This window comes from Epilithonimonas zeae, from assembly GCF_900141765.1.
Lineage (GTDB): Bacteria > Bacteroidota > Bacteroidia > Flavobacteriales > Weeksellaceae > Epilithonimonas > Epilithonimonas zeae.
On record NZ_FSRK01000002.1, the window covers coordinates 242,215 to 267,146 of the forward strand.

At 35.9% G+C, this 24,932-nt stretch carries 23 protein-coding genes; 8 read left to right on the forward strand and 15 right to left on the reverse strand.

The window, feature by feature from the left end; all coding sequences use genetic code 11:
- The first annotated feature begins 45 nt into the window (after nt 1-45).
- Nucleotides 46-846 carry a methionine ABC transporter substrate-binding lipoprotein MetQ gene (metQ, locus tag BUR19_RS12890; protein WP_074235867.1) on the forward strand — a complete coding sequence of 267 codons (801 nt, stop codon included), beginning with the start codon at nt 46-48 and terminating at the stop codon, nt 844-846.
- Between the two features lie 246 nt (nt 847-1,092).
- Entirely contained in the window at nt 1,093-2,157 is a 1,065-nt protein-coding gene (locus BUR19_RS12895) for a T9SS type A sorting domain-containing protein (protein WP_074235868.1), read from the forward strand.
- 48 nt (nt 2,158-2,205) lie between these two features.
- On the opposite strand, the gene BUR19_RS12900 is transcribed toward BUR19_RS12895, so the two are convergent.
- The 7 genes from BUR19_RS12900 to BUR19_RS12930 all read right to left on the reverse strand — a co-directional run bounded on the left by BUR19_RS12900 (nt 2,206) and on the right by BUR19_RS12930 (nt 8,008).
- Complete coding sequence (locus tag BUR19_RS12900) at nt 2,206-2,715, reverse strand: DUF6973 domain-containing protein (RefSeq protein ID WP_074235869.1); 510 nt, start codon at nt 2,713-2,715, stop codon at nt 2,206-2,208.
- A 52-nt stretch (nt 2,716-2,767) separates the two neighbouring features.
- A complete protein-coding gene (accD, locus tag BUR19_RS12905; protein ID WP_074235870.1) occupies nt 2,768-3,625 on the reverse strand; it encodes an acetyl-CoA carboxylase, carboxyltransferase subunit beta in 858 nt (285 codons plus the stop codon).
- A gap of 85 nt (nt 3,626-3,710) precedes the next feature.
- The gene (fbaA, locus tag BUR19_RS12910) at nt 3,711-4,778 is read right to left on the reverse strand and encodes a class II fructose-bisphosphate aldolase (protein ID WP_074235871.1); all 1,068 of its coding nucleotides are present in this window, start codon (nt 4,776-4,778) and stop codon (nt 3,711-3,713) included.
- Between the two features lie 106 nt (nt 4,779-4,884).
- On the reverse strand, nt 4,885-5,757 hold the full coding sequence (locus BUR19_RS18965; RefSeq protein ID WP_074235872.1) for an NAD kinase: 873 nt from the start codon (nt 5,755-5,757) through the stop codon (nt 4,885-4,887).
- Between the two features lie 3 nt (nt 5,758-5,760).
- The gene (locus BUR19_RS18970; protein ID WP_074235873.1) at nt 5,761-6,414 is read right to left on the reverse strand and encodes a CBS domain-containing protein; all 654 of its coding nucleotides are present in this window, start codon (nt 6,412-6,414) and stop codon (nt 5,761-5,763) included.
- A 170-nt stretch (nt 6,415-6,584) separates the two neighbouring features.
- Nucleotides 6,585-7,124: an RNA methyltransferase gene (locus BUR19_RS12925; RefSeq protein WP_074235874.1), complete on the reverse strand. Its 540-nt coding sequence runs from the start codon at nt 7,122-7,124 to the stop codon at nt 6,585-6,587.
- 2 nt (nt 7,125-7,126) lie between these two features.
- Complete coding sequence (locus tag BUR19_RS12930; RefSeq protein WP_074235875.1) at nt 7,127-8,008, reverse strand: bestrophin family protein; 882 nt, start codon at nt 8,006-8,008, stop codon at nt 7,127-7,129.
- A gap of 128 nt (nt 8,009-8,136) precedes the next feature.
- On the opposite strand from BUR19_RS12930, the gene BUR19_RS12935 reads away from it, so the two are divergent.
- Nucleotides 8,137-9,669: a helicase HerA-like domain-containing protein gene (locus BUR19_RS12935; protein WP_074235876.1), complete on the forward strand. Its 1,533-nt coding sequence runs from the start codon at nt 8,137-8,139 to the stop codon at nt 9,667-9,669.
- A 167-nt stretch (nt 9,670-9,836) separates the two neighbouring features.
- Here the strand turns inward: BUR19_RS12935 and BUR19_RS19285 are convergent, their stop codons facing one another.
- On the reverse strand, nt 9,837-9,947 hold the full coding sequence (locus tag BUR19_RS19285) for a transposase (protein WP_074236485.1): 111 nt from the start codon (nt 9,945-9,947) through the stop codon (nt 9,837-9,839).
- Between the two features lie 142 nt (nt 9,948-10,089).
- Complete coding sequence (locus BUR19_RS12945; RefSeq protein ID WP_074235877.1) at nt 10,090-10,395, reverse strand: hypothetical protein; 306 nt, start codon at nt 10,393-10,395, stop codon at nt 10,090-10,092.
- A gap of 92 nt (nt 10,396-10,487) precedes the next feature.
- Here BUR19_RS12945 and BUR19_RS12950 point away from each other — a divergent pair, with 92 nt between their 5' ends.
- Complete coding sequence (locus tag BUR19_RS12950; protein ID WP_074235878.1) at nt 10,488-10,973, forward strand: hypothetical protein; 486 nt, start codon at nt 10,488-10,490, stop codon at nt 10,971-10,973.
- Nucleotides 10,974-11,054: 81 nt separating this feature from the next.
- On the opposite strand, the gene BUR19_RS12955 is transcribed toward BUR19_RS12950, so the two are convergent.
- Nucleotides 11,055-12,596 (reverse strand): glycine--tRNA ligase, encoded by a 1,542-nt coding sequence (locus BUR19_RS12955; protein ID WP_074235879.1) that lies wholly within the window; start codon nt 12,594-12,596, stop codon nt 11,055-11,057.
- Nucleotides 12,597-12,785: 189 nt separating this feature from the next.
- Between BUR19_RS12955 and BUR19_RS12960 the strand changes: the two genes are divergently transcribed.
- The gene (locus BUR19_RS12960; protein ID WP_074235880.1) at nt 12,786-13,487 is read left to right on the forward strand and encodes a pseudouridine synthase; all 702 of its coding nucleotides are present in this window, start codon (nt 12,786-12,788) and stop codon (nt 13,485-13,487) included.
- A gap of 72 nt (nt 13,488-13,559) precedes the next feature.
- Here BUR19_RS12960 and BUR19_RS12965 read toward each other — a convergent pair whose 3' ends face one another.
- Nucleotides 13,560-15,851 (reverse strand): T9SS type A sorting domain-containing protein, encoded by a 2,292-nt coding sequence (locus tag BUR19_RS12965; RefSeq protein WP_074235881.1) that lies wholly within the window; start codon nt 15,849-15,851, stop codon nt 13,560-13,562.
- A gap of 101 nt (nt 15,852-15,952) precedes the next feature.
- Nucleotides 15,953-17,608: a tetratricopeptide repeat protein gene (locus BUR19_RS12970; protein WP_074235882.1), complete on the reverse strand. Its 1,656-nt coding sequence runs from the start codon at nt 17,606-17,608 to the stop codon at nt 15,953-15,955.
- A 256-nt stretch (nt 17,609-17,864) separates the two neighbouring features.
- On the opposite strand from BUR19_RS12970, the gene BUR19_RS12975 reads away from it, so the two are divergent.
- The 3 genes from BUR19_RS12975 to BUR19_RS12985 all read left to right on the forward strand — a co-directional run bounded on the left by BUR19_RS12975 (nt 17,865) and on the right by BUR19_RS12985 (nt 21,545).
- On the forward strand, nt 17,865-18,872 hold the full coding sequence (locus BUR19_RS12975; protein WP_074235883.1) for a quinone-dependent dihydroorotate dehydrogenase: 1,008 nt from the start codon (nt 17,865-17,867) through the stop codon (nt 18,870-18,872).
- A gap of 113 nt (nt 18,873-18,985) precedes the next feature.
- Nucleotides 18,986-21,307 (forward strand): outer membrane beta-barrel family protein, encoded by a 2,322-nt coding sequence (locus BUR19_RS12980; protein ID WP_074235884.1) that lies wholly within the window; start codon nt 18,986-18,988, stop codon nt 21,305-21,307.
- Between the two features lie 10 nt (nt 21,308-21,317).
- On the forward strand, nt 21,318-21,545 hold the full coding sequence (locus BUR19_RS12985; protein ID WP_074235885.1) for a putative signal transducing protein: 228 nt from the start codon (nt 21,318-21,320) through the stop codon (nt 21,543-21,545).
- A 52-nt stretch (nt 21,546-21,597) separates the two neighbouring features.
- On the opposite strand, the gene BUR19_RS12990 is transcribed toward BUR19_RS12985, so the two are convergent.
- From BUR19_RS12990 to BUR19_RS13000, 3 genes are all read right to left on the reverse strand, one after another.
- Nucleotides 21,598-23,919: a TonB-dependent receptor domain-containing protein gene (locus tag BUR19_RS12990; RefSeq protein ID WP_245799094.1), complete on the reverse strand. Its 2,322-nt coding sequence runs from the start codon at nt 23,917-23,919 to the stop codon at nt 21,598-21,600.
- 44 nt (nt 23,920-23,963) lie between these two features.
- A complete protein-coding gene (locus tag BUR19_RS12995) occupies nt 23,964-24,356 on the reverse strand; it encodes a heavy-metal-associated domain-containing protein (protein ID WP_074235887.1) in 393 nt (130 codons plus the stop codon).
- 145 nt (nt 24,357-24,501) lie between these two features.
- Nucleotides 24,502-24,873 carry a hypothetical protein gene (locus BUR19_RS13000; protein WP_074235888.1) on the reverse strand — a complete coding sequence of 124 codons (372 nt, stop codon included), beginning with the start codon at nt 24,871-24,873 and terminating at the stop codon, nt 24,502-24,504.
- Nucleotides 24,874-24,932 lie beyond the last annotated feature (59 nt).

Genomic DNA, 24,932 nt, shown 5'->3' on the forward strand with positions numbered 1-24,932 from the left:
TCGAATCAGAAAATCCACAAGAGTTTAATTATAATTTATAAAAAAATGAAATCGAAAATATTTGCTTTAGCATTGGCAATTATCACATTATCAGCCTGCAATAAAAAAGAATCGAATCCGAATGTTCTTAAAGTCGGAATTGCCACCGGACCAGAGCAAAATCTTGCCGAAGCTGCCAAAAAGGTAGCGAAAGAAAAATATGGTTTGGATGTGGAACTGGTAACCTTCAATGATTATGTTGTTCCCAACGAAGCTTTAAGTCAGGGCGATGTGGACGTGAACGCTTTTCAGCATTTACCATATTTGGAAGAACAATCTAAACAGCGAGGTTATAAATTGGCTGTTGTAGGAAAAACATTTGTTTACCCAATTGTTGCTTATTCTAAAAAGATAAAATCAGTTTCCGAATTACAACCTGGGCAAACTATCGTCATTCCAAATGACCCGACAAACGGTGGACGCTCATTACTATTATTACAAAAACAAGGATTAATTAAACTAAAAGACGGCGTTGGACTTTTGCCAAAAGTAACAGACATTATTGAGAATCCGAAAAATCTAAAAATTCTTGAATTAGAAGCACCACAAATCCCAAGAGTCCTGGAAGATAAAGAAGTAGCTCTGGCCATCATCAATAACAATTTTGCAGCTCAGGCCGGACTTGACCCGGAAAAAGAAGGTCTGTTCACAGAAGATAAAAATTCACCTTATGCTAATCTTATCGTTTCCAGAGAAGACAATAAGAATGATGAAAAAGTCAAAAAATTTGTACAAGCTTATCAATCTCCGGAAGTAGAATCTGCCGCCAAACAAACCTTCAAAGGAGGTGCTGTGAAGGCGTGGTAAAACTTCTATTCTATATCTAATTTTTTAAGTTGGCGGTTCTCACGAATCGTCAATTTTTTATTTATAATTCAAAAAATTATAATTATGGTTTTAAAATTATAATTACTTAAAACAATCTCAAATTATACTTAATCAATACACACAAAGCAAAATTTGAATTTTTACGCGCAACGCCTGATTATGATATAAATCATTTTGTTATTTTTATTAGTTCTAAATAAATATGTTTGCAAAAAATTTAATTATATGCTTAATAAATATCTTTGTTTAGGTCTGTTTGCAGCCTTTTTTAATGTGCAGGCTCAAAACTGTACACCACAAACTGCAGGTGCAAACATTGGTGATAATGGCTGTGTAAGTTTAACTTACCAAAACCAAACTGTTTCTTACAAAACCGTGAGAGCTGCCGACGGAAACGAATGGCTACAACAAAACCTTGGAAGTTCAAATGTCGCAACAAGCATCGGCGACGAAGGTGCGCGTGGCGATTATTTCCAATATGGACGTTGGGATGATGGACATCAAATAAAAACATCTCAAACTACAGAAACTTATCCAACACCAAACAATCCTGTTGGTTTAGGAGCTGGAACAAGTCTTTTTTATATCGGCGGAGGAACACCATGGTCCTCTAACTATACAGGTTGGTTTGCTAATCCTGAACAAAATGATAATTGGACAGCAAAAAGTCTTTCTGAAGTGACAGAACACAACGGAATGGATCCTTGTAAAGCGATTGGAGACAATTGGGAAATGCCTTCTGAGGCAGATTGGGATTTGGTAATGACAAAAGAAAATATCTTCCCAAGACCGGCAGGTGCTACAAGTACAGGAATGCAGAGAGGTTTTGATAGCAACCTGAAAATCGCTGGTGCTGGCGCTCGTAAAGATGCCGGATGGGCTTTTGAAGGAACGCGTGCTTACCTTTGGACAAGGTCGGCTAGTGCAAACCCCAACTTTTATCGTTATGCCTATTTAGGTGCTTCTGCGGCAAGCACTACTGGCTTTGGGGGTGATGCAAAAAGTTTTGGTTATTCTGTAAGATGTGTGAACAAGTCGAATAATGCTTTAGCTATTAATAATTTCAATAAAGTTGATTTCAGTTTTGGTCCAAATCCGGCTGATAAATTCATCAAGGTGAATACAGAAAATGCTTTAAAATCTGTTGAAGTTCTTTCTGTATCAGGACAAAAAGTACTGGAAACTAAAGAGAATACAGTAGATGTTTCCAGCTTAACGAAAGGAAATTATTTCATCAAAATCACTTTCGAAAACGGAAAAACGACGACAAAGAAATTCATCAAGAAGTAATATCACTTCAAATTTTTAAGGAAAAAGACGCTCAATTGAGCGTCTTTTTTATTCCAGATATATCAAAACATCTTTATCAACTTCCTCGTCTATAGATTTTATTAAAACGCCATTCTTTGTTCTTTCCTGCAATTCCTTAATAAAAAAACTACTTTCGAAAAACTGACGATGAACGCCAGGAATCAGGCTCATAAAATAATCCATTCCGACTCTGTTATTATGCAGATCCATTTCGGTTTCTAATGGTTCATTCGGAAACAATTCTTCGTGCATATTCGTGAGCTTTTCACACCATTCTAATGATTTTCTTGGTGAAGACACTTTGCAGAAATACATCATAATCAGACAACACCAATAAGAATGTCGGAAGGCATTTCCTTCACCGTTATTGGAGTTGGTTTCAGGATATAACTCTTTCGCTTTCGCAAATGCTTTAAAGCTCGCATAAGTGTATAAAATAGCGAACAAAGGATGCATCAATCCAATAGAAAAAACTTTCAATAGTTTTCCAAAGGTCAATGACTTTAATGTTCTGAAAAATATACCTATAAATCTCATCAATAAAAAACTCTCCCAAATTTGAGAGAGTGAATTTTGTATTTAAATTTAATTAATGATACTCGTGTACCAATAATTTTACGATTCTTGAAATTGACTCTTTGATTTCTGTTCTTTTCACGATGAAATCAACAAATCCTTTTTCCTGCAAGAATTCCGATGTCTGGAAACCTTCCGGCAAATCTTTACCAATTGTTTCACGGATAACTCTAGGTCCTGCAAATCCAATCAAAGCGCTTGGTTCTGCAATAATCACATCAGCAGTCATTGCAAAAGAAGCCGTGATTCCACCAAAGGTTGGATCTGTCAAGTAAGCAATGTAAGGCAAACCAGCATCAGAAAGTTGAACCAACTTAGCCTGAACTTTCGCCAATTGCATTAGTGAATAAGCCGCTTCCTGCATTCTCGCGCCACCGGACTGGCAGATAATCATATAAGGCAACTTATGTTTGATACAATAATCGATGGCTCTTCTGATTTTTTCTCCCATTACTGAGCCCAAAGAACCTCCAATAAAAGCAAAATCCATACAAGAAACCACCATTTCTACACCGTTTACTTTTCCGGTTGCATTTCTGATAGAGTCCGTCAGTTTTGTTTTTGATTTCACTTCTTTCAGACGGTCTGTGTAAGATTTTGTATCCTTAAATTTAAGAATATCAACACTTTCCACATCCGCATCCAATTCCTTGAATTTATGGTCATCAAAAAGCATATCGAAATATTCTCTACTTCCGATTCTTACGTGGAATCCATCTTCCGGAGACACAAAATTATTAGCTTTAAGTTCTTCAGCTTCTATAATTTTCCCAGTAGGCGTTTTGTGCCAAAGTCCTTTTGGAACATCTTTTTTGTCCTCTGTAGAAGTTGTAATGTTTTGGGTTTTTCTTTTAAACCAATCAAATGCCATAATCTATAATTGATAAATGAAAAATGATAATTGATGTAAAGACATTACGAAAATCGCTTATCTCTCATCAATTATCATTTATAAATTAAAGTGTATTGATATTGTTCAGGTCTTCGAAAGCCTGCGTCAATCTCTTGATATACGTTTCTTCTCCTTTTCTTACCCAAACTCTTGGGTCATAGAATTTTTTGTTTGGAGCATCTGCGCCAGTTGGGTTTCCGATTTGATGTCTCAGATATTCAATCTGTTCTGTCATATAATCTCTGATGCCTTCTGTGTAGCCGAACTGCAAATCTGTATCGATATTCATTTTCACAACACCGTAACTGATTGCTTCACGGATTTCCATCAACGTAGAACCTGATCCACCATGGAATACGAAATTCACAGGCTTGTCTCCCGTTCCGAATTTTTGCTGAACATATTTCTGAGAATTGTCAAGAATTTTCGGAGTCAATTTTACGTTTCCTGGTTTGTAAACACCGTGTACGTTTCCGAAAGCTGCCGCAATGGTGAAGTTATCAGAAACAGCTTTCAGAACTTCGTAAGCGTGAGCTACTTCTTCTGGCTGAGTGTAAAGCTTTGAACTGTCAACATCAGAGTTGTCAACACCGTCTTCTTCACCTCCAGTTACTCCTAATTCGATCTCAAGAGTCATCCCCATTTTGTTCATTCTCTCAAAATATTTTGCAGAAACCTCTAGGTTTTCTTCAATTGGCTCTTCTGAGAAATCCAGCATATGAGAAGAGTAAAGAGACTTTCCGTTTTGCTTGTAAAATTCTTCACTGGCATCCAAAAGTCCGTCTACCCAAGGTAACAATTTTTTAGCGCAGTGGTCTGTGTGAAGGATAACAGTTGCTCCGTAAGCTTCTGCTAAAGTGTGGATATGTTTTGCACCAGCAACAGCTCCTAGAACTGCAGCTTTTTGGCCGTCATTACTCAATCCTTTTCCAGCATTGAAGATAGAACCTCCGTTTGAGAACTGGATAATTACTGGAGCATTAAGTTTTGCAGCAGTTTCTAACGTTGCGTTGATATTACTAGAACCAATCACATTAGCTGCCGGAAGTGCAAATTGCTTCTCTTTGGCATAATCAAATATCTCTGTTACTAAAGAACCAGTGGCAACTCCTGCCGGAAATTTTCTGCTCATTTTTATTATATTTTTTTAAGATTTTTTGGACTGTAAACTTACGAAATTATTAACAATTCAAATTTCATTTTTACAAATCCTATGTTATAGATAATAATTTTTGTTTTTAATTCCGCTTATCATTTCCCCAAAGCAGTTTTTGACGAATCGTTTCGTAGAAACTGAAATTTTTTGGTTTAATGAGAAACAAGGAAAATTCGGCTTTTTCAATTACAACTTCGCTACCAACATCCATATGATAAAGTCTGGAATCCAAAGCTAAAGTATATTGCGGAACACGGCTTTTGACCGTCAATTTTATCTTCGAATCGTCTTTTACGATGAGCGGACGAACATTCAGATTATGAGGAGCAATTGGTGAAATTGCGAAGTTATCATTGGATGGAGAAATAATCGGCCCTCCACAACTTAATGAATAGGCGGTAGAGCCTGTTGGCGTCGACACAATCAATCCATCACCCCAGAAAACGTTCAGGAATTCATCATTGATGTAAGATTCCACAGTAATCATTGATGTAGTTTCTTTTCTGGAAAGGCTGACATCATTCAGAGCAAAAGGAAAATCAATCTGAGAATTATCGTCCGTCGTAATTTTAATCACGGAACGTTCGCTGATATTATAATTTTTATCAAGAATAATCGAATCCAATTCATCAAAAATCTGGTCTTTCCTGAAATTTGCCAAAAATCCTAATCGTCCTGTATTAACCCCAATAATCGGAATCTCAAGGTCTTGAATAAATGTTAGGGCATTCAGAATCGTTCCATCGCCTCCAAAACTGAAAACAATATTGACATTCTTATTCTTAAGCTCTTCTTTCCCGGAAAATGTATCAAATTCTTTGGAAAAATTCAGATTCTCCGCCATCTCTGCGTGAAGAACAACTGCTACTTCTCGCAACGCCAATTCGGAAATGAACCGGTTGAGATACAAAAACGTATCAAGATCCTTTTTTTGAGAATAGATAGCTGCCTTCATCAATTATATTTCTAAAAATTTCTGGAAAAACCCAAAACGGTCTTTCAACAGTTCTTCCTTCTCGTCATCATAATGTTTATGCACCACCACATAGCCATAACGTTCAAAAGTTTCGTCTATAGAACTTAGATTTTCATTGCTGATTTTGAGCGTAATTTCTACACTGTCATCCTTTATAGCATTGATGAATGTGCCGTAGATTTTTCCATTGTTACTTTCTACAATCTGAGAAATCTCCGTCATAGAATAATGCAATCCTGTGGTTTGAATTGTCAAAATCGCCCCGTTTTCGGAAAACAAAGGATATTTGGAAAACTCATTGAAAATATCGTCGCAAGAGATATAACCCAGATATTTTTCCTCTTTGGAAATAACAGGAACTACATTCGCGTTGAAGGTGTGGAAAAGCTTGATGCTGTCCAGCAAACTGCTGTCCTCCATAATCGCAAAACGCTCGTAATGGATATTAAGCGAATCCAGATTGCCTTCCGGACTGTCTTCCAAAAACGGTTGACTCAATCCACCAAGAAAAATGCCCTTGCTCACAATGAAAACGTGGGAATATCCAAATTCCTTAGCAACCTCAGAAGCTTCTTCTATAGAGTCTCTGACGCCGAAAGCCGGATAGTCTTTGGAAATGTAATCTTTGATAAACATTATGCTAATTTACAAAAATTACTTAGCCACAAAAGATTTTAAAAATTTTTATGTTTTTTTACAACAACTATTGCTTTATATAAAAATAAAAATATATCTTTGTCGCCTTTCATTTTTACTTTTTATTAGATTTATTTCAAACTGCAGCACTTCATTGTGTTTGCAGTTTTTTATTTTGTAAGATTAAGATTCTTTGCAAATTCCCAGATTACGATTCCGCCACAGACACTTACGTTCAGAGAATGTTTGGTTCCAAGTTGTGGGATTTCTAGGAAAGTATCAATATTTGGTAAAGCTTCATCACTGATTCCATCGACTTCATTACCAAGAATCAAAGCGTATTTTTTGTCTGGATTAATTTCAAAATCTGTTATCAATTGACTTGACGAGGTTTGCTCAATCCCAATAATTTCGAAGTTTTCCTTTTTAAGATGGTCAATAGCCACATTAATATCCTGCTCATAAATCCAATCCACACTTTCGGTTGCACCAAGAGCCGCTTTATGAATTTCACGATGAGGCGGCTGAGGCGTGATGCCACAAAGCACAACTTTTTCTATCAAAAAAGCATCGCCAGTTCTGAAAATCGCACCAACATTGTGCATACTTCTTACATTATCCAAGATCACAACCAAAGAAATCTTCGTTGTTTTCTTAAACGTTTCTACATCTATTCTTCCTAGCTCTTCTAGTTTCAGTTTTTTCGTCAAAATCAGGCTTTATTTAAAATTAAATCGATATTTCTCTCAATATTTTGTGCGATAGATTCCATTGGGATATCATTCTCATCATTGTTGAAAGGATCTTCTATTTCTTCCGCAATCAATTCCAAACTCATCAGAACATAGTAAACAAACATGGTGATCGGAATCATAAAAACTCCAAGATTCACAACATTAGCGATTGGCAAAGCTAAGACATAGAAAACGATAAACTTCTTGATGAATGATGAATATGAGTACGGAATTGGTGTATTTTTAATTCTTTCGCAACCACCACAAACATCCAAAAAACCAGATAATTGTGTATCTAAAACTAACATTTCTGTTTCGGAAATCTTACCTTCTTTTTTTAATTGAAACAATTTTTTGGTCATCAGAAAAACCAATTCTGCAGGTCCGTGATGTTTCAGTTCTTTTTTAAGATCGGTAAAATCCTCATCCAAAACCAATCTTGTTGATTCTTTGGAAAGATGTGTTGCCAGCAAATGAGGAAAAAGTTTAAGATAACGCGCGATCTGAGTTTTGGTTTTAATATCTTTATCATCCAAGATGCTACTCATCTTAATCATAAAATTTCGGCTGTCATTGACCAATTTTCCCCAAAGTTTTCGTCCTTCCCACCAACGGTCATAGGCTGTATTAGTCCTAAAAACCAAAAGCAAAGACAAGACAAATCCCAGCAAAGAATGAATCATTCCGATATTAATCACCGAGGATTTAGACGTCAAATGCAGATATTCTACTTCCAAATAATAGATGCCGTAAGAATAAACTCCCACGAGAAGCATTGTTGGAAAAAGGATACTCAGTGTGTCACTTTTATGAAGACTAATGAGTATTTTGAGGAAATTTTTTGTGTTGTAAGCGCGCATACAAAAAACATTAGATGACAAAGATAATTGATATCAAAATAAAATCCTGTGATAACTTTATAATTCACTCAAGTTTTAAATTGTTTCTGAAAATTATTTTTAAATTTAAGGATTGAAAAAACCAATCGATGTCAAATAAAGAAAAATTCATAACCGACCTCAACGCCAAGTACAATCCAAAAGGTGAACACATTATTCTCGGAAAAGGAATGCTGGATGGAGAAGTTATTACAGAAGTTAATGTTTCTATCCCTCTAAAAACCGTTAACAGACACGGCTTAATTGCCGGAGCGACTGGGACAGGAAAAACCAAAACACTTCAGGTTTTTGTAGAACAATTATCTCACGCTGGCATTCCAACTTTAGTCATGGACATCAAAGGTGACTTATCTGGAATTGCCGAAGCCGGAACAGAAAATGATAACATCAAAGATCGATATTCTAAAACGCAATTACCCTATTCTCCGCAGAGTTTTCCTGTAGAATTGATGACAATTTCCGGCGCAAAAGGTGTGAAACTTCGTGCGACAGTCTTGGAATTCGGACCAATTCTATTGAGTAAGATTCTTGGATTGAATGACACTCAACAAAGCATTATGTCCATTGTTTTCAAATATTGTGACGATAAAGCCTTGCCTTTGGTAGATTTGCAGGATTTGAAAAAAGTTTTGCAATATGTGACCGATAATCCGATTGGTAAAAAAGAATTGGCTGACAATTACGGTTCGATTGCTCCCGCATCTTTGGGCGCCATTTTACGCTCGATTGTGGCAATGGAACAACAAGGTGCAACAACTTTCTTTGGAGAACCTAGTTTTGAAGTGGATGATCTGCTAAAAACCAGAGATGGAAAAGGCGTTGTGAATATTTTCCGAGTTGATGATATTCAGAATAAGCCAAATCTTTTTTCCACGTTCATTTTATCATTGTTTGCCGAGATTTATATGACCTTTCCTGAAGAAGGCGACAGTGGGAAACCGAAATTGGTTTTGTTTATAGATGAGGCGCATTTATTATTTAATGAAGCTTCAAAAACCTTGCTTTCCCAAATCGAAACGATGGTTAAATTGATTCGCTCCAAAGGAATCGGAATTTATTTTATTACTCAAATTCCTGGTGATGTTCCGGAAAATATTTTGAGTCAGTTAGGATTGAAAATTCAACACGCGTTGAGAGGTTTCACTGCAAAAGACAGAAAAGAAATTGATAAAGCTGTAGAAAACTACCCAACGACAGAGTTTTACAAAGCCAATGAACTCATCCAAAATCTGGGAATCGGAGAAGCTTTTGTAACCGCATTGGACGAAAAAGGAATTCCAACGCCTTTAGTCCAAACTTACTTGATTTCGCCTGAAAGCCGAATGGATATCTTAACCGCTTCAGAAATCGATGAACTGACCAGAAATTCCGACCTTGTCAAAAAATACGAACAAGACATCGATAAAGAAAGTGCCTACGAAATACTCAACAAAAGAATCGAAGAACATACGCAAACCGTAATCCCAACGCCAACAAGAGGAAGACCTGCACAACCAAAAGAAGAAGCGGGAATGTTTGAACAAGTCATCGAAAGCCGAGCCGGAAAAACTTTTCTGAATACTTTGGCAAGAGAGGGTGCAAAGTTTATTTTGGGGATGTTCAGTATGAAGAAAAGGAGATAGAATAAAGCTGAGGCTGTCTCAAAAGGGCAGTCTTTTTTGTATTATGTTGCAAAAAAGATTTTTCATTTTTGTGTTTAAAAAAACTTTGAAAATTGGAAGATAAAAATTTTTTCAGGCTGCTTTTGACATTTTCTTGAGGTTGTGGGCTATCGCAAGTATGCCGATTTCTACCTCGATCTTATTTTTCCCCGAAGCATAAATCGTTTAAAATTTTTGTTGTGTTTGAGTGGGGCAAAAACAGGTTCAACATCGTGACATCGCTGTTTCCGTAGCCTGATACATTTTTAGTACAAAGAAGTTTGAAAACCTTTTCCCTGATTTTTGCCAGTTTTGAATTGTTTTGTGAAGCGGTTATTTGTAATGATTTTTGATCTTTCCTGAAGTAATTGCTTTTTACATAAGCTTTTATTTTATTAGATTTCAGTAAGTTATAGTTTTCTTCCGAGCATATCCTGAATCCGCTACCAGCTCTTTCGGAACTTTATGATAGCTTTCTTTAAAGCCCTGTAAATGAGATTCCAACGTTTTGGTATCGGTTGTATTGGGATGGATGGAATAGTGTTTGTTGGTGGAAATCTGCAGGTTGTAAGCCGGTTTTAGTTGCCCGTTTCGCATATAATCTTTCTTCTCTGCATAAAGGTAGCATTTATGTCCTGGTGCTGTTAGATTTCTGTAGAGAAAGTAATTGTTTGATTCATGGCTTAAAATAAAAAATCCCGAACTCAAATGTCGGGATTTTTAATAGCCAATTACTGATTTCCGTAAAATTAATTTTAAAGTAATTTTTATATTTGCTAGAAATCAATCAATAAATAACTATGAAGAGCCTTAGCATTATTTTAATTACAATTTTATTAATAAGTTGTAAAAAAGAAGAAAAAAAATATTCTCCTGAAATTGAAATGAAAGCACAATTGATTGTTGACAGTATTACCAAATCTGTTAAGAAAGAATCTGCTCTTGAAAATAAAGAACAATCGGATGCTCCTGTGAAGGTAATGAATTCTCGTTTTATAGAAAAGGAATATTCAAATTATAAAGATGTAGAATTAACCTATAAAAATATTTCTAACAAAGATATAAAAGCCATTAAATTTGAATGGTATGGAGAAGATTCATTTGGAGAACCAGCAGATATGGGTATTACAGACGGAAATGGCGGAGGATTTGATGATGACGTTTTAAAAGCAGGAAAAAAGAGAACTTCTGAATGGAATGTTTTAAGTAGAAATGGGGATAAGATTCTAACCGCGAGAGCTTATGAGGTGGTTTATACTGATGGTACAAAATGGAAAGCAAAATAATTTTGGTTTTGCTTATTTTTTAATAAAATAAAAATCCCAATATATAAATCGGGATTTTCATTATATAAAGTTGACTTTATTTTAAATCTTAGAAAGCAAAGTCCTGAAATTCACCTTCTCATCAATAATTCTTCTCAGATCAGAAACAGGAACTCTTTCCTGCTCCATTGTGTCTCTGTATCTCAAGGTTACAGTATTATCGTTCAAAGAATCGTGGTCAACTGTGATACAGAAAGGCGTTCCAATGGCGTCTTGTCTTCTGTAACGTTTTCCGATGCTGTCTTTCTCCTCAAAGATCACATTGAAATCAAACTTCAAATCATTGAAAATTTTATCAGCAAATTCAGGTAAACCATCTTTTTTAACCAAAGGCAAAATTGCTGCTTTTACAGGCGCTAAAGCCGGTGGTAAGCTCAAAACTGTTCTTTCTGAACCATCTTCCAAAACCTCATCTTTCAGAGAGTTGGAGAAGATTGCTAAGAACAATCTGTCCAAACCAACCGAAGTTTCTACAACATAAGGCACATAATTCTCATTTCTTTCCGGGTCAAAATACTGGATTTTTCTACCAGAGAATTTCTCGTGCGCCGAAAGGTCAAAATCTGTTCTAGAATGGATACCTTCCAATTCTTTGAATCCAAATGGGAAATTAAACTCGATGTCAGCAGCAGCGTTGGCATAATGAGCCAGTTTCTCGTGGTCGTGGAAACGGTAATTATCTTCGCCAAGACCAAGCGCCAAATGCCAGTTAAGACGTGTTTTTTTCCATTGTTCATAGAATTCCAACTCAGTTCCAGGTGGAACGAAATATTGCATTTCCATTTGTTCGAATTCTCTCATTCTGAAAATAAACTGTCTCGCAACAATCTCGTTTCGGAACGCTTTACCAATCTGAGCAATCCCGAAAGGTAATTTATGACGAGAAGTTTTCTGAACGTTAAGGTAATTCACAAAAATACCCTGAGCCGTTTCAGGTCTTAGATAAAGGTCAGTTGCAGAATCTGCAGAAGCGCCCAATTTAGTTCCAAACATCAGGTTGAATTGTCGCACTTCCGTCCAGTTTTTAGAACCAGTGTCCGGGTCAGCAATTTCTAATTCCTCGATCAAAGCTTTTACATCCGCAAGGTCTTCTTTCTCAAGAGATTTTGCCAGTCTGGAAAGAATCGCCTCTCTTTTTGCTCTGTACTCCAAAACTCTTGGATTGGTCGCTACAAATTCAGCTTTATCAAAAGCATCACCAAAACGTTTTGCCGCTTTTTCTATTTCTTTATTTTCCTTGTCCTCGATTTTAGCGCAGTAATCTTCCACCAAAACATCCGCACGGAAACGTTTTTTAGAATCTTTGTTATCAATCAACGGATCGTTGAACGCATCCACGTGTCCTGAAGCTTTCCAGATCGTGGGATGCATAAAAATGGCAGAGTCGATCCCAACGATATTTTCGTTCAGCTGAACCATCGCTTTCCACCAGTATTGTTTGATGTTATTTTTCAGTTCCGCGCCGTTCTGTCCGTAATCGTAGATGGCCGAAAGTCCGTCATAGATCTCGCTGGAAGGAAAAATAAAACCATATTCTTTAGCGTGGGAAACCACTTTTTTGAAAACATCTTCTTGCTTTGCCATAATTTATGTTGAATTGAAGTGCAAAAATAACGATTTTAAGTGATTTTGAATGATTTTTTTTAGGAGCCGGGAACCTGCTTTCCGCTATATCTTTTGTCTATCTTTCTCCACTCCGTTGCGTAAGGCAGACAAAAGGATGCCGCTACAATCAGGGCTAGAAATTCATTCAGAAATCTCTACTTTTGCCCAATGTTAGAAATCCTTTATCAAGACGACTACCTCATTGCAATCAACAAACCGAGTGGACTTTTGGTTCATAAGTCAAAATATGCAGGTCCAGCAGACGAATATGCGGTAGAGAAATTAACGAATCAAATTGGCAAAAATGTTCATCTTGTTCATCGTTTGGACCGTAAAACGTCTGGTGTATTATTGTTTGCTTTTGATAAAGAAACCCTAAAATTACTGAGTGACCAATTTATGGATCGCAAAGTTGAAAAAAAATATCTGGCGATTCTCCGAGGTTGGGCAAAAGAGGAAGAAACAATTGATTACGATTTGACCAATGAAAATGAAATTGTTCAAAATGCAATCACCTATTATCGTCGTTTACAAATTTCTGAAATAGATTTACCATTTCTAAAACATCCAACGTCTCGTTATTCTTTGGTAGAAGCCATTCCTGAAACTGGGAGATTTCATCAATTAAGGAAGCATTTCAAACATATTTTACATCCGATTTTAGGCTGCAGAAAACACGGTTGCAATAAGCAAAATAAGCTGTGGCTAAATGCTTTTAATATTACTGCAATGCCTTTGCATTCTCATCAGCTTAATTTTAAACATCCAATTACAGAACAAAATATTTCCATCAATGCGAGTCTAAATGTCAATCCTGATTTTTTACAAATAGGAAAAATATTGGGTTTTGATTTTGAGGAATATATTTAGGTTTTGATAATTATAAAAACAAAAAAAAGCTTCCCATTTCTGAGAAGCTTTTCTGATTGTTTTTACTAACTATTACTTTTTGATTATTTTTTTGCTTACGATGCTGTTGTCAGAAGTTACGATTCTAAGAACATAAACGCCGTTTGGAAGCTTAGAAACATTCATTTCATTGCTCTTAGTTTCTAATAATTTTTTGCCATCCATATTGTAAAGTGCAACAGATTTAAGGTTCTTGTTATCGATGTGAACAATATCTACAACAGGGTTCGGATAAACCAGAACTTTGGCTTTTTCACCGGAAACTTCGCCGGTTGCTAAAATGTCGAGATTCAGACTATAACCTAGCAATCCTAAGTCAGCCGATGCAATGTAGATGTAGGCGTTTTTATCCGAGAAATCTATCGTCACAGAACTAGTTTCTGAGTACAAAAGGTCTTTTCTGTCGACACTTTCCCAATTGGCGCCGTTATCCACAGAATAATAAACATTGAATTGAGTGAATTGAGAAGTATAAGTTGTTGCAATCAGCACTCCGGAATTGATATCAGAATAAGCTACTTTGTTCGCTACAAATTCTCCAGTTAGAGTCCAGGTTACACCTTTGTCGTTCGAAACATAAACACCGCTAGAAGTTCCTAACGCCAATTGATTGGCATTTTTGGGATTCTGAACGATATCAAAAACCGCAGCATATGAAGGGAAATCACTTCCTAAAGAAACCGGAGTCCAATCTGTTCCGCCGTTCGTTGTTTTATAAACTTCGGAACCAATCAGGATAAAGAATTCGTCTGAGATATTATTCGGATGCAGAATCTTGTAAACACTTGCTTGTGCAGGCAAGGGAATATTAGTTGTTATAATATTATTTTGGTCGTTGAAATTGATTTTATCCAATTCGCCTTGTCCCCAGTTATCGAAAGTGGTATAGATTTGATTGTTGACCTGCGGGTCAGGAATAACATTGGTCAATCCGCTCGTAAACGTTTCGAAAATAGTATTGGAAGTTGCTCCAAAATCATTACTCATAGACAAAGTTGAACCCATAAATCCACCTTTGAAAGTATAGATTCTTCCTTCTGTTTTAGAATCAGAAATATATGAAGGCGTATTATTGGTACTGAAAATATTAAGAGGCTCGATATTAAAAGCGTTTTCTGAGTTATCCGCTAAATTCCTATGGACAAAACCACTCTGAACGCTGTAGAACAAATGTTTCGCAGTGGAATTTTCAAACAGATTAACTCTTCCCGTAGAACTGTAAAAAGGCGTCTGAACCTGAGCCAAAGTTGCTCCGTTGTCTGTAGAAAACAAAGGTTTATAGTTCGCAGTAATAAACAACTCGCCTGCTTTGAAAGGATTGAAACTTGCTTTGATTCCGTAATAATAGCTGTCCAAATTATCATAAGGATATTCTACACTTTGCCAAGTTGTACCACCGTCTTTTGTGGAAACGATCTCGTCTTCTTCCAAAACGATCACGTGATTGTTATCCAACGGATTGAATTTGATATCGATAATGTTATTCAGGATGCCGTTGCTTCCCCAAGTGATATTCTTATCTTCCCACGTGTTTCCGCCGTCTGTAGAATGATGAAGTTTTTCCGGACTCATTCCGAAGCTGATTCCTGTCCCAGTGTAGATTTCGTTCGGGTTATTCGGATTGAATTCCAGCGTTGCGAGAACACTGCCCTCCAGTTTGGTTGTGAAAGTACCACCACCATCGTTGGAAATCATCAGTCCGCCGTAAACACCTTCGCTTCCATTTCCGTTGGCAATGTAGATCTTGCTTTTATCAGCTGGGTTGAAGGCTACATAACTCGTTATAATATTATGGTTATCATCTACAGAGTAATAAACTTCTTTCCAGTTTTCTCCGCCGTCAGTTGTTGTAAAAACCCGGTTTGCTGTTCCAAGACCATACGGAAACTGAGAGCTTACAATCAAAGTGTTTTTATCATTCTCAAAGAAATTATAAGCCGAAACAAAAGCACCTTCTGAGTAATTTGGCATTGAAAAAGTTTTGGTAATTGTTTTTGAAGGGATATCAAAAATATGCAATTCCCCAATTCCATCTTTCAAAGTCGAAAAAGACAAAAATGAACCGTCTTTGCTGATATTCAGTTTGGTAATGTTTCCATATTCTGTCGGCAGGGAATAGAAAACTTCCCAAGAAGTTCCATTGTTGTGGGAAACCAGAATGTGATTGGTAATTGTTGTTGCATAGACAGTGTTTTGTTCTGTTATGCTATATGTAACTTCGAAGATTCTTCCGAATTCATTCTTACCCAAAACCTCAACTTGGGCATTCATTTTATTAGTGAAAAGTGCGAATAGTAATCCCGCAAAAAAAGTAATTTTCTTCATATATCTAATTTTATAACCAAATGTTGTGATAAAAATTAGCAATGCAAAAAAACTGAACGGAATTAATAGGACGATGCTTCAGAAATAAAGTGACATTTTTTTTAAATACTTGTAATATAGGTATATAGGTCTAAATTTTCATCGCCGCCAATCTTCTTCGTAATCCGCTCTTTTCTCTTGCGACAAGCTTCTGGAGTGATGTTAAAAATCGTCGAAATCTCTTTTACCGAAAGATTCATATAGACATACGAAAGGAATCTGATATCGTTTGAATTAAGGTCTGGATGAAGTTGTTTCAATCTGGAAAGAAAACCTTGATTCACTTCTTCGAAATGTACCAGAAAACTTTCTTCGTCGTGTGTTTGTTTCTGAAGAATTTTGAATTGCTTGATGATGCTACTGATATCAACATTGTTCAAATCATCCGACTCTCGGGAAAGCGTGTTGATGAGGTCGTCAATGAGTTCTATTTTCGTAGAGAGCTGTAAAGCTTTTGTTGTCAGTTTTCTGTTTTTAGCTTCGATTTCATTTTTGTATTTTTCTTCTTCCAGTAGAGCCGAAACTTCTTTTTCTTTTAATTGATTTTCAAGGATTTCCTTATTCTTTTTCTCTTTTTCAAGTTCCAGTTTTGCAATTTCTGCATTGTTCTGTTCGATGATTTTCTGCTGTTTATTTTTCAGAATACTGTTTCTGAGTGCCCAAAAAATAATTGCAATAATAAAAATCGCCAACAAAATTCCTTTAATAAAATAAGAACGCTGGGTCGTCAGTTTCCCTTGACTTTCTGCCAAATCTTTTTGAGAATTCTGAAGTTCAAATTTAATTTTACTATTCTCGAAAAGTTGTCCATTTTTAATCCGATTCACCGAATCTTTCACTGCCATTATCGAATCTTTGTAAGCAACTGCGCGGTCAATATTATTCGCTTTTTGGTAAAGTTTGCTGAATCTCTCGAAAAGATTTTCTTTAAAATCATAATTCAGATTACTTTTCTCGGCTAATTCCAGATAATGAAAAGATTTAGGCAGATCATTTTTATGCTCTGCAATCACAGAAAGATTGTATAATACCTGGGTTTTGTATTCAGAATATTCTACACCGGTCAGTTTTGGTAAAAGTTCATTAGCAATTCTTGTGGCTTCATCGTATTTTTCCAGATTCACCAATGTTTCCATCTCGGTAGACTTTGCGAGCAGATGATAAGGTGAATTTAATGTCAATTTCAAAGCTTCATCAATATATTTTTTTGCCGTTTTGTAATCGCCTTTTTCGTTGTAAACAATGGTCAGGTTAATAGCGTATAAACCTTTGGAAGTGTTGTTGTTAACTTTTCCCGCGAGTTCGTAGGCTTTGGAAAAATATTCTTTGGCTTTATCGATTTTGTTGTCCCGGGAATAGAGAATTGCAATGTTATTGAGAACAGTCATTTCTGATTTCTCGTCCAGATGAGCAACGGCAATTTTGTAAGCATCAAGGTAATTATTGAGTGCTTCGCCATAATCCAATCGCATATAATAATTCGCACCGATGTTGTTTGTTGCAAGGAATTCTTCGCGGTACCATTTGTTATCCTGAGCAATTTTTCGGGTTTTGGTAAGGATTTGCAGAGATTTGGTAAAATCCTTTTTGTTCATCGCTTCTACGCCTTCAATAATCATTTTTTCACAATCCTTTGGCGTAATTGCAAAAGCTTGAAAAGGCAGAAACAAAAGGAAAAATATATAAATTAAACTTTTATAAAAAGTATGTGGAATCATTTAAAAATTCGGATAAAATCTAAGTAAAGATATAAAGATTTTAGTTTATTTTTCCTGAATTCTGAAAATGTCAGTGAAACCACAAAAGGCACAAAAGAAATTAGTGGAAAATCTTTTGTGCCTTTCGTGGTAAAAATTTCAAAGAATTCCCACAGTCTTAAACACAACATTATCCATTATGCTTCTGTATTTAACTTTTTAAGCAATTTTAATTGATTATCCTCACAAAAACGTAAATTTGTAAAACTTTTCTCCGATGTACAAAAGCCTAATTCGTCCGATTCTTTTCAAATTCGACCCAGAAGAAGTTCATCATTTTACATTTTCTATTCTGAAGAATTTTGGATTTCTTGCCAAATTATTTTTACCAAAACCAATTGAAGATAAACGTCTGGAACGTGAGGTTTTCGGGCTGAAATTCAAAAATCCAGTTGGATTAGCGGCGGGTTTTGATAAAGACGCCAAACTCTTCAATGAATTGTCCGACCTCGGATTTGGCTTCATAGAAATTGGAACTTTGACTCCGAAAGCTCAAGCTGGAAATGATAAAAAAAGGTTATTCCGATTGAAGGAAGATTCTGCAATTATCAACCGAATGGGTTTCAATAATGGCGGTGTTGATGAAGCCATCGAACGTTTAAAGAAAAACAAAAATGTTCTCATTGGCGGAAACATCGGAAAGAATAAAGTGACGCCAAACGAAGAAGCCGTCAACGATTACAAAATCTGTTTCGAGAAATTACTTCCTTACGTTGATTATTTCGTAGTAAATGTCAGTTCGCCAAACACACCAAATCTCCGTGAACTTCAGGACAAAAAACCGTTGACAGAATTATTGTCAACGCTTCAAAACCTCAATCTTGCAAAGCCAAAACAAAAACCAATTCTTCTGAAAATCGCACCAGATTTGACAGACGAGCAACTTTTGGATATTATTGATATCATTAATGAAACTCAGATTGCAGGCGTCATTGCTACGAACACGACTTTGTCAAGAGAAAATTTGATTTCAGAAAATAAATCAGAAATGGGTGGATTGTCCGGAAAACCTTTAACAAAACGTTCGACAGAAGTTATTAGATTTTTATCAGAAAAAAGTGGAAAAGCATTCCCTATCATCGGCGTTGGCGGAATTCATACTGCGCAGGATGCAATCGAAAAACTAGAAGCTGGAGCGAGTCTTGTTCAGCTTTATACAGGATTTATCTACGAAGGTCCGGAATTGATTAATGAAATCAATAAAGCGATTCTTCTAGGAGAATAAGCCGGTTTATTTGGTTGATTTCTGAGAACGGAATAAATTATTTTGCTGACAATGTAACAAAGTATGCGTTATAATTGTTTTAAAATAAAACAACCTTTCAAAGACTAATTCCTATGAAAAAAAGCATTTTATTTTTTCTTGTTTTCATCTCAACTCTCATTTTCGCTCAGCAAAATCTTAGGATTAATGGGAAAATCATTAATTCTGATAAAGAGAAAAGCACTTTTCCTATTGTTGTTTATCTTTTGGATAATGAGAATCAATTAATTAAATCTACAGTCGCCCAGGATTCGAAGTTTGAATTTGACCAATTGAAATCCGGAAATTATCATCTTCAGTTGTCATCAGATGAAACCATTCAGAATGAAAAGCCATTTTATCTGGAAAAAAATCTGGAGCTTTCAATTGCTTTTGAACCAAAAAGTCAAAAAATTGATGAGGTGACAATCACTGCAAAGAAAAAGATTTTCAAAGTTGAAAATGGGAATATCACGCTGGATGTCGCCAATTCTCCACTGAATACATTGCCAACTTCAACGGAATTATTATCAAAATTACCTTTTGTAATGATGGATGCAAACGGCGAAGGATTATCGTTTGTTGGAAAAGGAACGCCTTTGCTTTATGTTGACAATCAGAGAGTGGATTTTGCGACATTAACTGCAATTTCTGTAGATGATATCAAGTCGGTGGAAGTTATTAGAAATCCATCTGTTAAATATGAATCGGAAGGAAAAGCGGTTATCAAAGTCAATCTTAAAAAGAGCAGAAAGGACGGTTCGCAGCTTAGTATCTCAGAAACGGCGACATTCCAAAAACGTTTTAGTAATTATCTTTCAGCCAATTTTCAGCAAAAGAAAAATAAAACCGAGTGGAAACTGAATGCTTCCTACAACCAAATTAACCATTGGGAAAGCAACGGTTTTGATTATTCGGTTCCGAGTAAAAATATTAGTTCAGATTATGTTATAAAATCGATTACGAAACGTCCGCAAACTATTTTTGGAGCGAGTTTGTATCAGGAACTGAATGATGATGGCGATTATTTGACATTGTCTGTTAACAGTAATTTCAGACCGGACAAAGGCGATAATAATACCAATACATTTTATTCTGAAAATGGTAATTCTGCGTTTATTAAAACACTCAATCAGCAAGACAGTAAACGGGCGACAATCAACTCTATCTTTAATTATAAGAAGAAATTAACAGATTGGGATGCTGAGATTTTGACTGGATTTCAGTTCAAACGAGAGAGTAAAAATGTAGATTATAGTTTTTTCAACGATACCAATAATTCGGGTTATGAGTTCAATCAATTTCGCGTTCAGCAATATTCTGGAAATGTGTATTCAGGAAGAGTGGATATCGAAAAAAAATTGAGTGAAAATTACAGTTTGGAATTGGGTGGAAGTTACACGAAAGCTGAAACCAAAAATGATAATAAAACAACTTATCAGAACAACCAAAATCCGGAATTTTATCTGTATCAATTCAAGGAAGCAAATCTTGCGGGTTACACAAATCTCGCTTTTAATGCAGACAAATGGAATGTCAACGGCGGTTTAAGAACGGAATCTACCAATGCAGAAGGTTTTGATGAAATTGAAAACCAGACTAAAATCAAGAGAAACTATTTGGATTGGTTTCCCAATGCAGAAATCGGTTTCAAGCAAAATGATAATTACGACTATACTCTGAATTTCAGGAAAAGCATTTCCCGTCCAAACTACGGAGATTTGTCTTCAGGTGGCTTATATGGAAGTCCGTATGTTGAATATCAAGGTAATCCAGACTTAGTTCCAACTTATACCAATACAATTTCTTTAACTGCCAATCTCAAGAAAATCTCGGTCAATGCAACTGCTTACAACAGCAAAAATCCTTTGGGTTATACCTTGGTTTATGATGATGATAAGAATATTTCAAAATTTACAGCGGTTAATTTTGATAAAGAAATGGGTGTTTCTTTAGGCATTGATTCTCTTTTTCAAGGGAAAAAATGGAGTTCTCAAAACAGTCTGTCCGTTAATTATGATAAAATAGAGGATTCTTTAGCCATTCTGAAAAAATCCACGCCATATGTTTATTTTTCTACCAATAACACGGTTAATGTTTGGAAGTATTTGTCAGTTCTGTTGGATGGTTCGTACATCACAAAACGTGTGGAAGGTCTGTACGAAAACAATGCAATGTGTCTGGTGAATCTGGGGATGACATCTTCTATTTCCGATTTTGATTTTACCGTGCGTTACAACGATGTTTTCAATCAGATGAATTATATTCAGAAAATGACTTATAGCGGAATCAATTCAACTGGCACCTTTTTTGGAAATACACCAACGATATCTTTTGCGGCAAAATATAATTTTGGTAAATTGAAAAAGTCCAATTACAAAGAAAGTGCTGTAAACGAAACTTCGAACAGGTTATAATAAATTAATTATGGAATTAATTACACTCAAGATTTTTAATACAGAAATCGAAGCAGAAATGCTCAAAGTTTACTTAGAAACCAATGGCATTGAAGCTTATGTCTTCGGAAATATTATGGCAAATACTTTCAATCTGTTTAATAATACAAACGAAGGTGTCCAACTGAAGGTTGTTGAAAATGATTTCGAAAAGGCAAGTGAATTAGTCGTCGAATTTTATAACAAAGACAATCAATAAAAACAAAACCTCGCCAAATCTGACGAGGTTTTTTGATTCATTTTTTAAAGTTCTAAAACTTAAAATCCACACCAACATAGAAATTCTGTTTCATAATCGGAGCGTAAACCATTCCACCATCAAAGTAATTTCCAAACGGATTTCCCGCATCTAGAATCGCAACTTTTTGCTGATAACCAGTTAAGTTTTCTCCACCCAAATAAACCCTGATTTTCTCAGAAAAATTTCTGGAAATCTGAGCATTCAAAGTTGCATAACTTGGCGAATAATCTCCAATCTGGAATTCCGCAGGATTAGATTTTGTATTCGGAAGTCTTTGTTTTCCGACTAAATTTAAAGTCGTGTCAAAGCTCCAGAATCTGCCTTTTTCCGTTTTGTTGGTTGAATAAGCCAAGTTTGCAAATCCACGATGTTTCGCCATAAACGGCACTTTTTTCAACCCGCTGAGGTAATCCAAAGCAACATCATAATATTTATAAGCCACTCTGAATTCCAGATTTTTCACAGGTTGAATATCCCATTGCGTCTGGAAACTATTTGCAAAAGATTTTCCCTCAAGATTGTAGAATAAGATTTTCTGCGCAGATTCATCCAAATCGGTTACAACTTGATTTTGGAAATCCGTTCTGAAAAAATCAGCCAAAACGGTCGATTTTCTCCCAAACAATTTGAATTCCTGCTGAAGACTTACGCCATAATTCCACGCAATTTCTGGTTTCAAACCATAAATTGCGCCACCACTATTGATGATTTGAATTTGACGATTCGATGCAAAATAAGCTTGGCTTTCCGCAAAGATATTCGCAGTTCGGAAACCTCTTCCAGCCGAAATTCTGAAAATGGTTTTCGGAGTCAAATCATATTTGAAATTCATTCTCGGCGTAAACTGCGTTCCTGCAAGATTGTGAAAATCAACACGAGCACCTGTTACCAAAGTGAATTTTTCACCTGTCAAAGTATATTCTGCAAACAATCCAGGAACAGTTTCTGTTCTTTTGTAATTGTCCAAAAGATAATCTTCATCGTACTTATCATAAAGGAAACTTGCACCAACTTTATATTTGTTGTTTGTATTTCCGAGGATGCTTTCGAAAATCAAATTAGAGTAATAAGACGTTTCTTTTCCAAAATAATTTCTCAATCCGAAAAAGCTATCTTGTTGATGATAAGTCAATTGATTCATCCAACCCAAGCTTTGATAAGGTTTCCCTTTGAAAACATAACCTGTTTTGTTCCATAATTGAAATCTCGAAATATCAATTCCAACGCCATAAAGCGATTGGTCTTTCTGCGGAATCCTTTTATTAAATCCGATTTGTCCTGCCGTTCTTTCGTCTTTCAGATAATTAATTCCGAAATGCGAGCCGAAGCCAGAACCTTGCAAATCATTATAATTCAATAAATAAGCTACGTTTAATTGGCTTCCTTTTGGTCTGTCAAGAAAAGCGTCATCATTCATATCCGTATCACCGAAAGTTCCGTTTCCGTGAAGCAAAACACTTTGGTTCCATTTGTCAGAAATTGGAGAAGTGCTTGTGACATTAGCTTCAACTCTTCCGTTGTTGTCAGAAAACAAATTGATTTCCGTTTCCGCTTTTTTATCGTCATCGTGCGTTTTCAAAAGTTCGGTATTAATTTGCCCTGTGATACTTTCGTAGCCGTTAACAACTGTACTTCCGCCTTTCGTCAATTGGATTCCTCCAATCCATTTTCCTGGAATAAAATTGAGTCCATAAGGCGAAGCCAAACCACGGATTTCCGGTAATTGTTCTTTCGTTAAAAGCGTGTATTTTTGGTCTAATCCCAACATTTTCAACTGTTTAGTTCCAGTAACCGCATTACTGAATGAAACATCAACTGTTGCATTGGTTTCAAAACTTTCGGAAAGATTACAACAAGCGGCTTTCAACAATTCTTTGGAACTGATATTGAAAATCAATCCCGCTTCTTTTTTGCTGATTGCGGTTGCTTCTTTTTCTCTTGTCAGTTTTACACCTTCAATCTGATTCGTTTTTTTATCAGAATCTGAGTGATGTTCAAGTGTGTCATTCGGTTTTTCAAAATCAGAACCTCTTGTATATAAGCAACAAGGAGGCAAATTTTTGTAAGCATCTTCAGACGCCTTGAACTTCTCATTGTCGTGACCAACTTCTGCAATTTGTTTCAGGATATCGTCACATTTAACTTTTGATTCGTCCAAAGTCATTGTCAAAGTCTGATTATTGGCAGTCCAATTGGCAGTTGTTGCGCCGGCTTTCAAGGCTGCTTTTTCTATTCTGGCTTTGCACATATTGCAATTTCCTTTTACCAAAAACTGTTCTGTAACGGTTTGCGCAAAAGAGAATACGGAACAAACGAGCAGCACAGAAAACATAAGTTTTCTACTTAAATAATTCATCGTCAAAAAATTTAAATTAATTACTTAAGCTCGCAGACTTGTTTGGTGTCACTATTTTTCGCCAACTTTTTGCTATTGTCGGGACGGTCGTATTGGCAGCAAGCATCCAAATCGTCATAGATTTTGTCAGAAGCACGGAACATTTCGTTGTCGTGACCCACTTCAGCTACACTTTTCAGAATCGATTTTTTGTCTGTCTTGGAGGCGTCATAGCTTACAGTCAAGACTTTTTTGCTCATACTCCAGTCGGCTGATTTTACGTTTTTATCAGCTTTAACCGCTGTTTCGATGCGTTCTTTGCACATTCCGCAGTTGCCTTCTACTTTGGCTTTGAATGATTTGGTTTGTGCAGAAAAATTTGAAAATAGAAATATAGAAAGGAATAAAATTCCTGATTTTATGATTGTATTCATTTTGATTTTGATTAATTTTAATTTGATTGAATTAAGATTTTTAAATAAATCTTTGAATTTATATTCTCACAGATTTTACGGATTTAGCAGATTAACTTTCAGAAAAAATCTGTAAGATTTGCTTAATCAGCGAGAGAAATTAAAATTAACCAAGTTTGGGCGGTTGCCAGATGTTGAAAGTTCGCGCAAGAGGCGATTGTGAATAATAAGAAAAAGGATTGTTGATGGTGAAAATCGGTGTTTTCAGTTTGTTATCGAAATTATTCAGAACAACAGAAAAAACAAATCCAGAACTGCAGGTTTTGCAAGTCGTGCAATTGTCTTTGCAGTCTTTTTCTTTTTTGGAATCGTGATGACAAGAATCCGTTTTTTTCTCGTCTTTTTTGCAACAGTCGGAATTGTCTTTCTGAGATTCACAACAAGAACTTTGAGCAACCTGCGCATTGAAATTCTGCTTCGGAAATACAAAAATTCCCAAACAGAAAATCATCATAAAAAGTTGCAATCTTCTCAACATCGTTTTGCAAAATTATGAAATAAAAATTATCCAAACGCAAAGGCGCAATTATTTTCTCT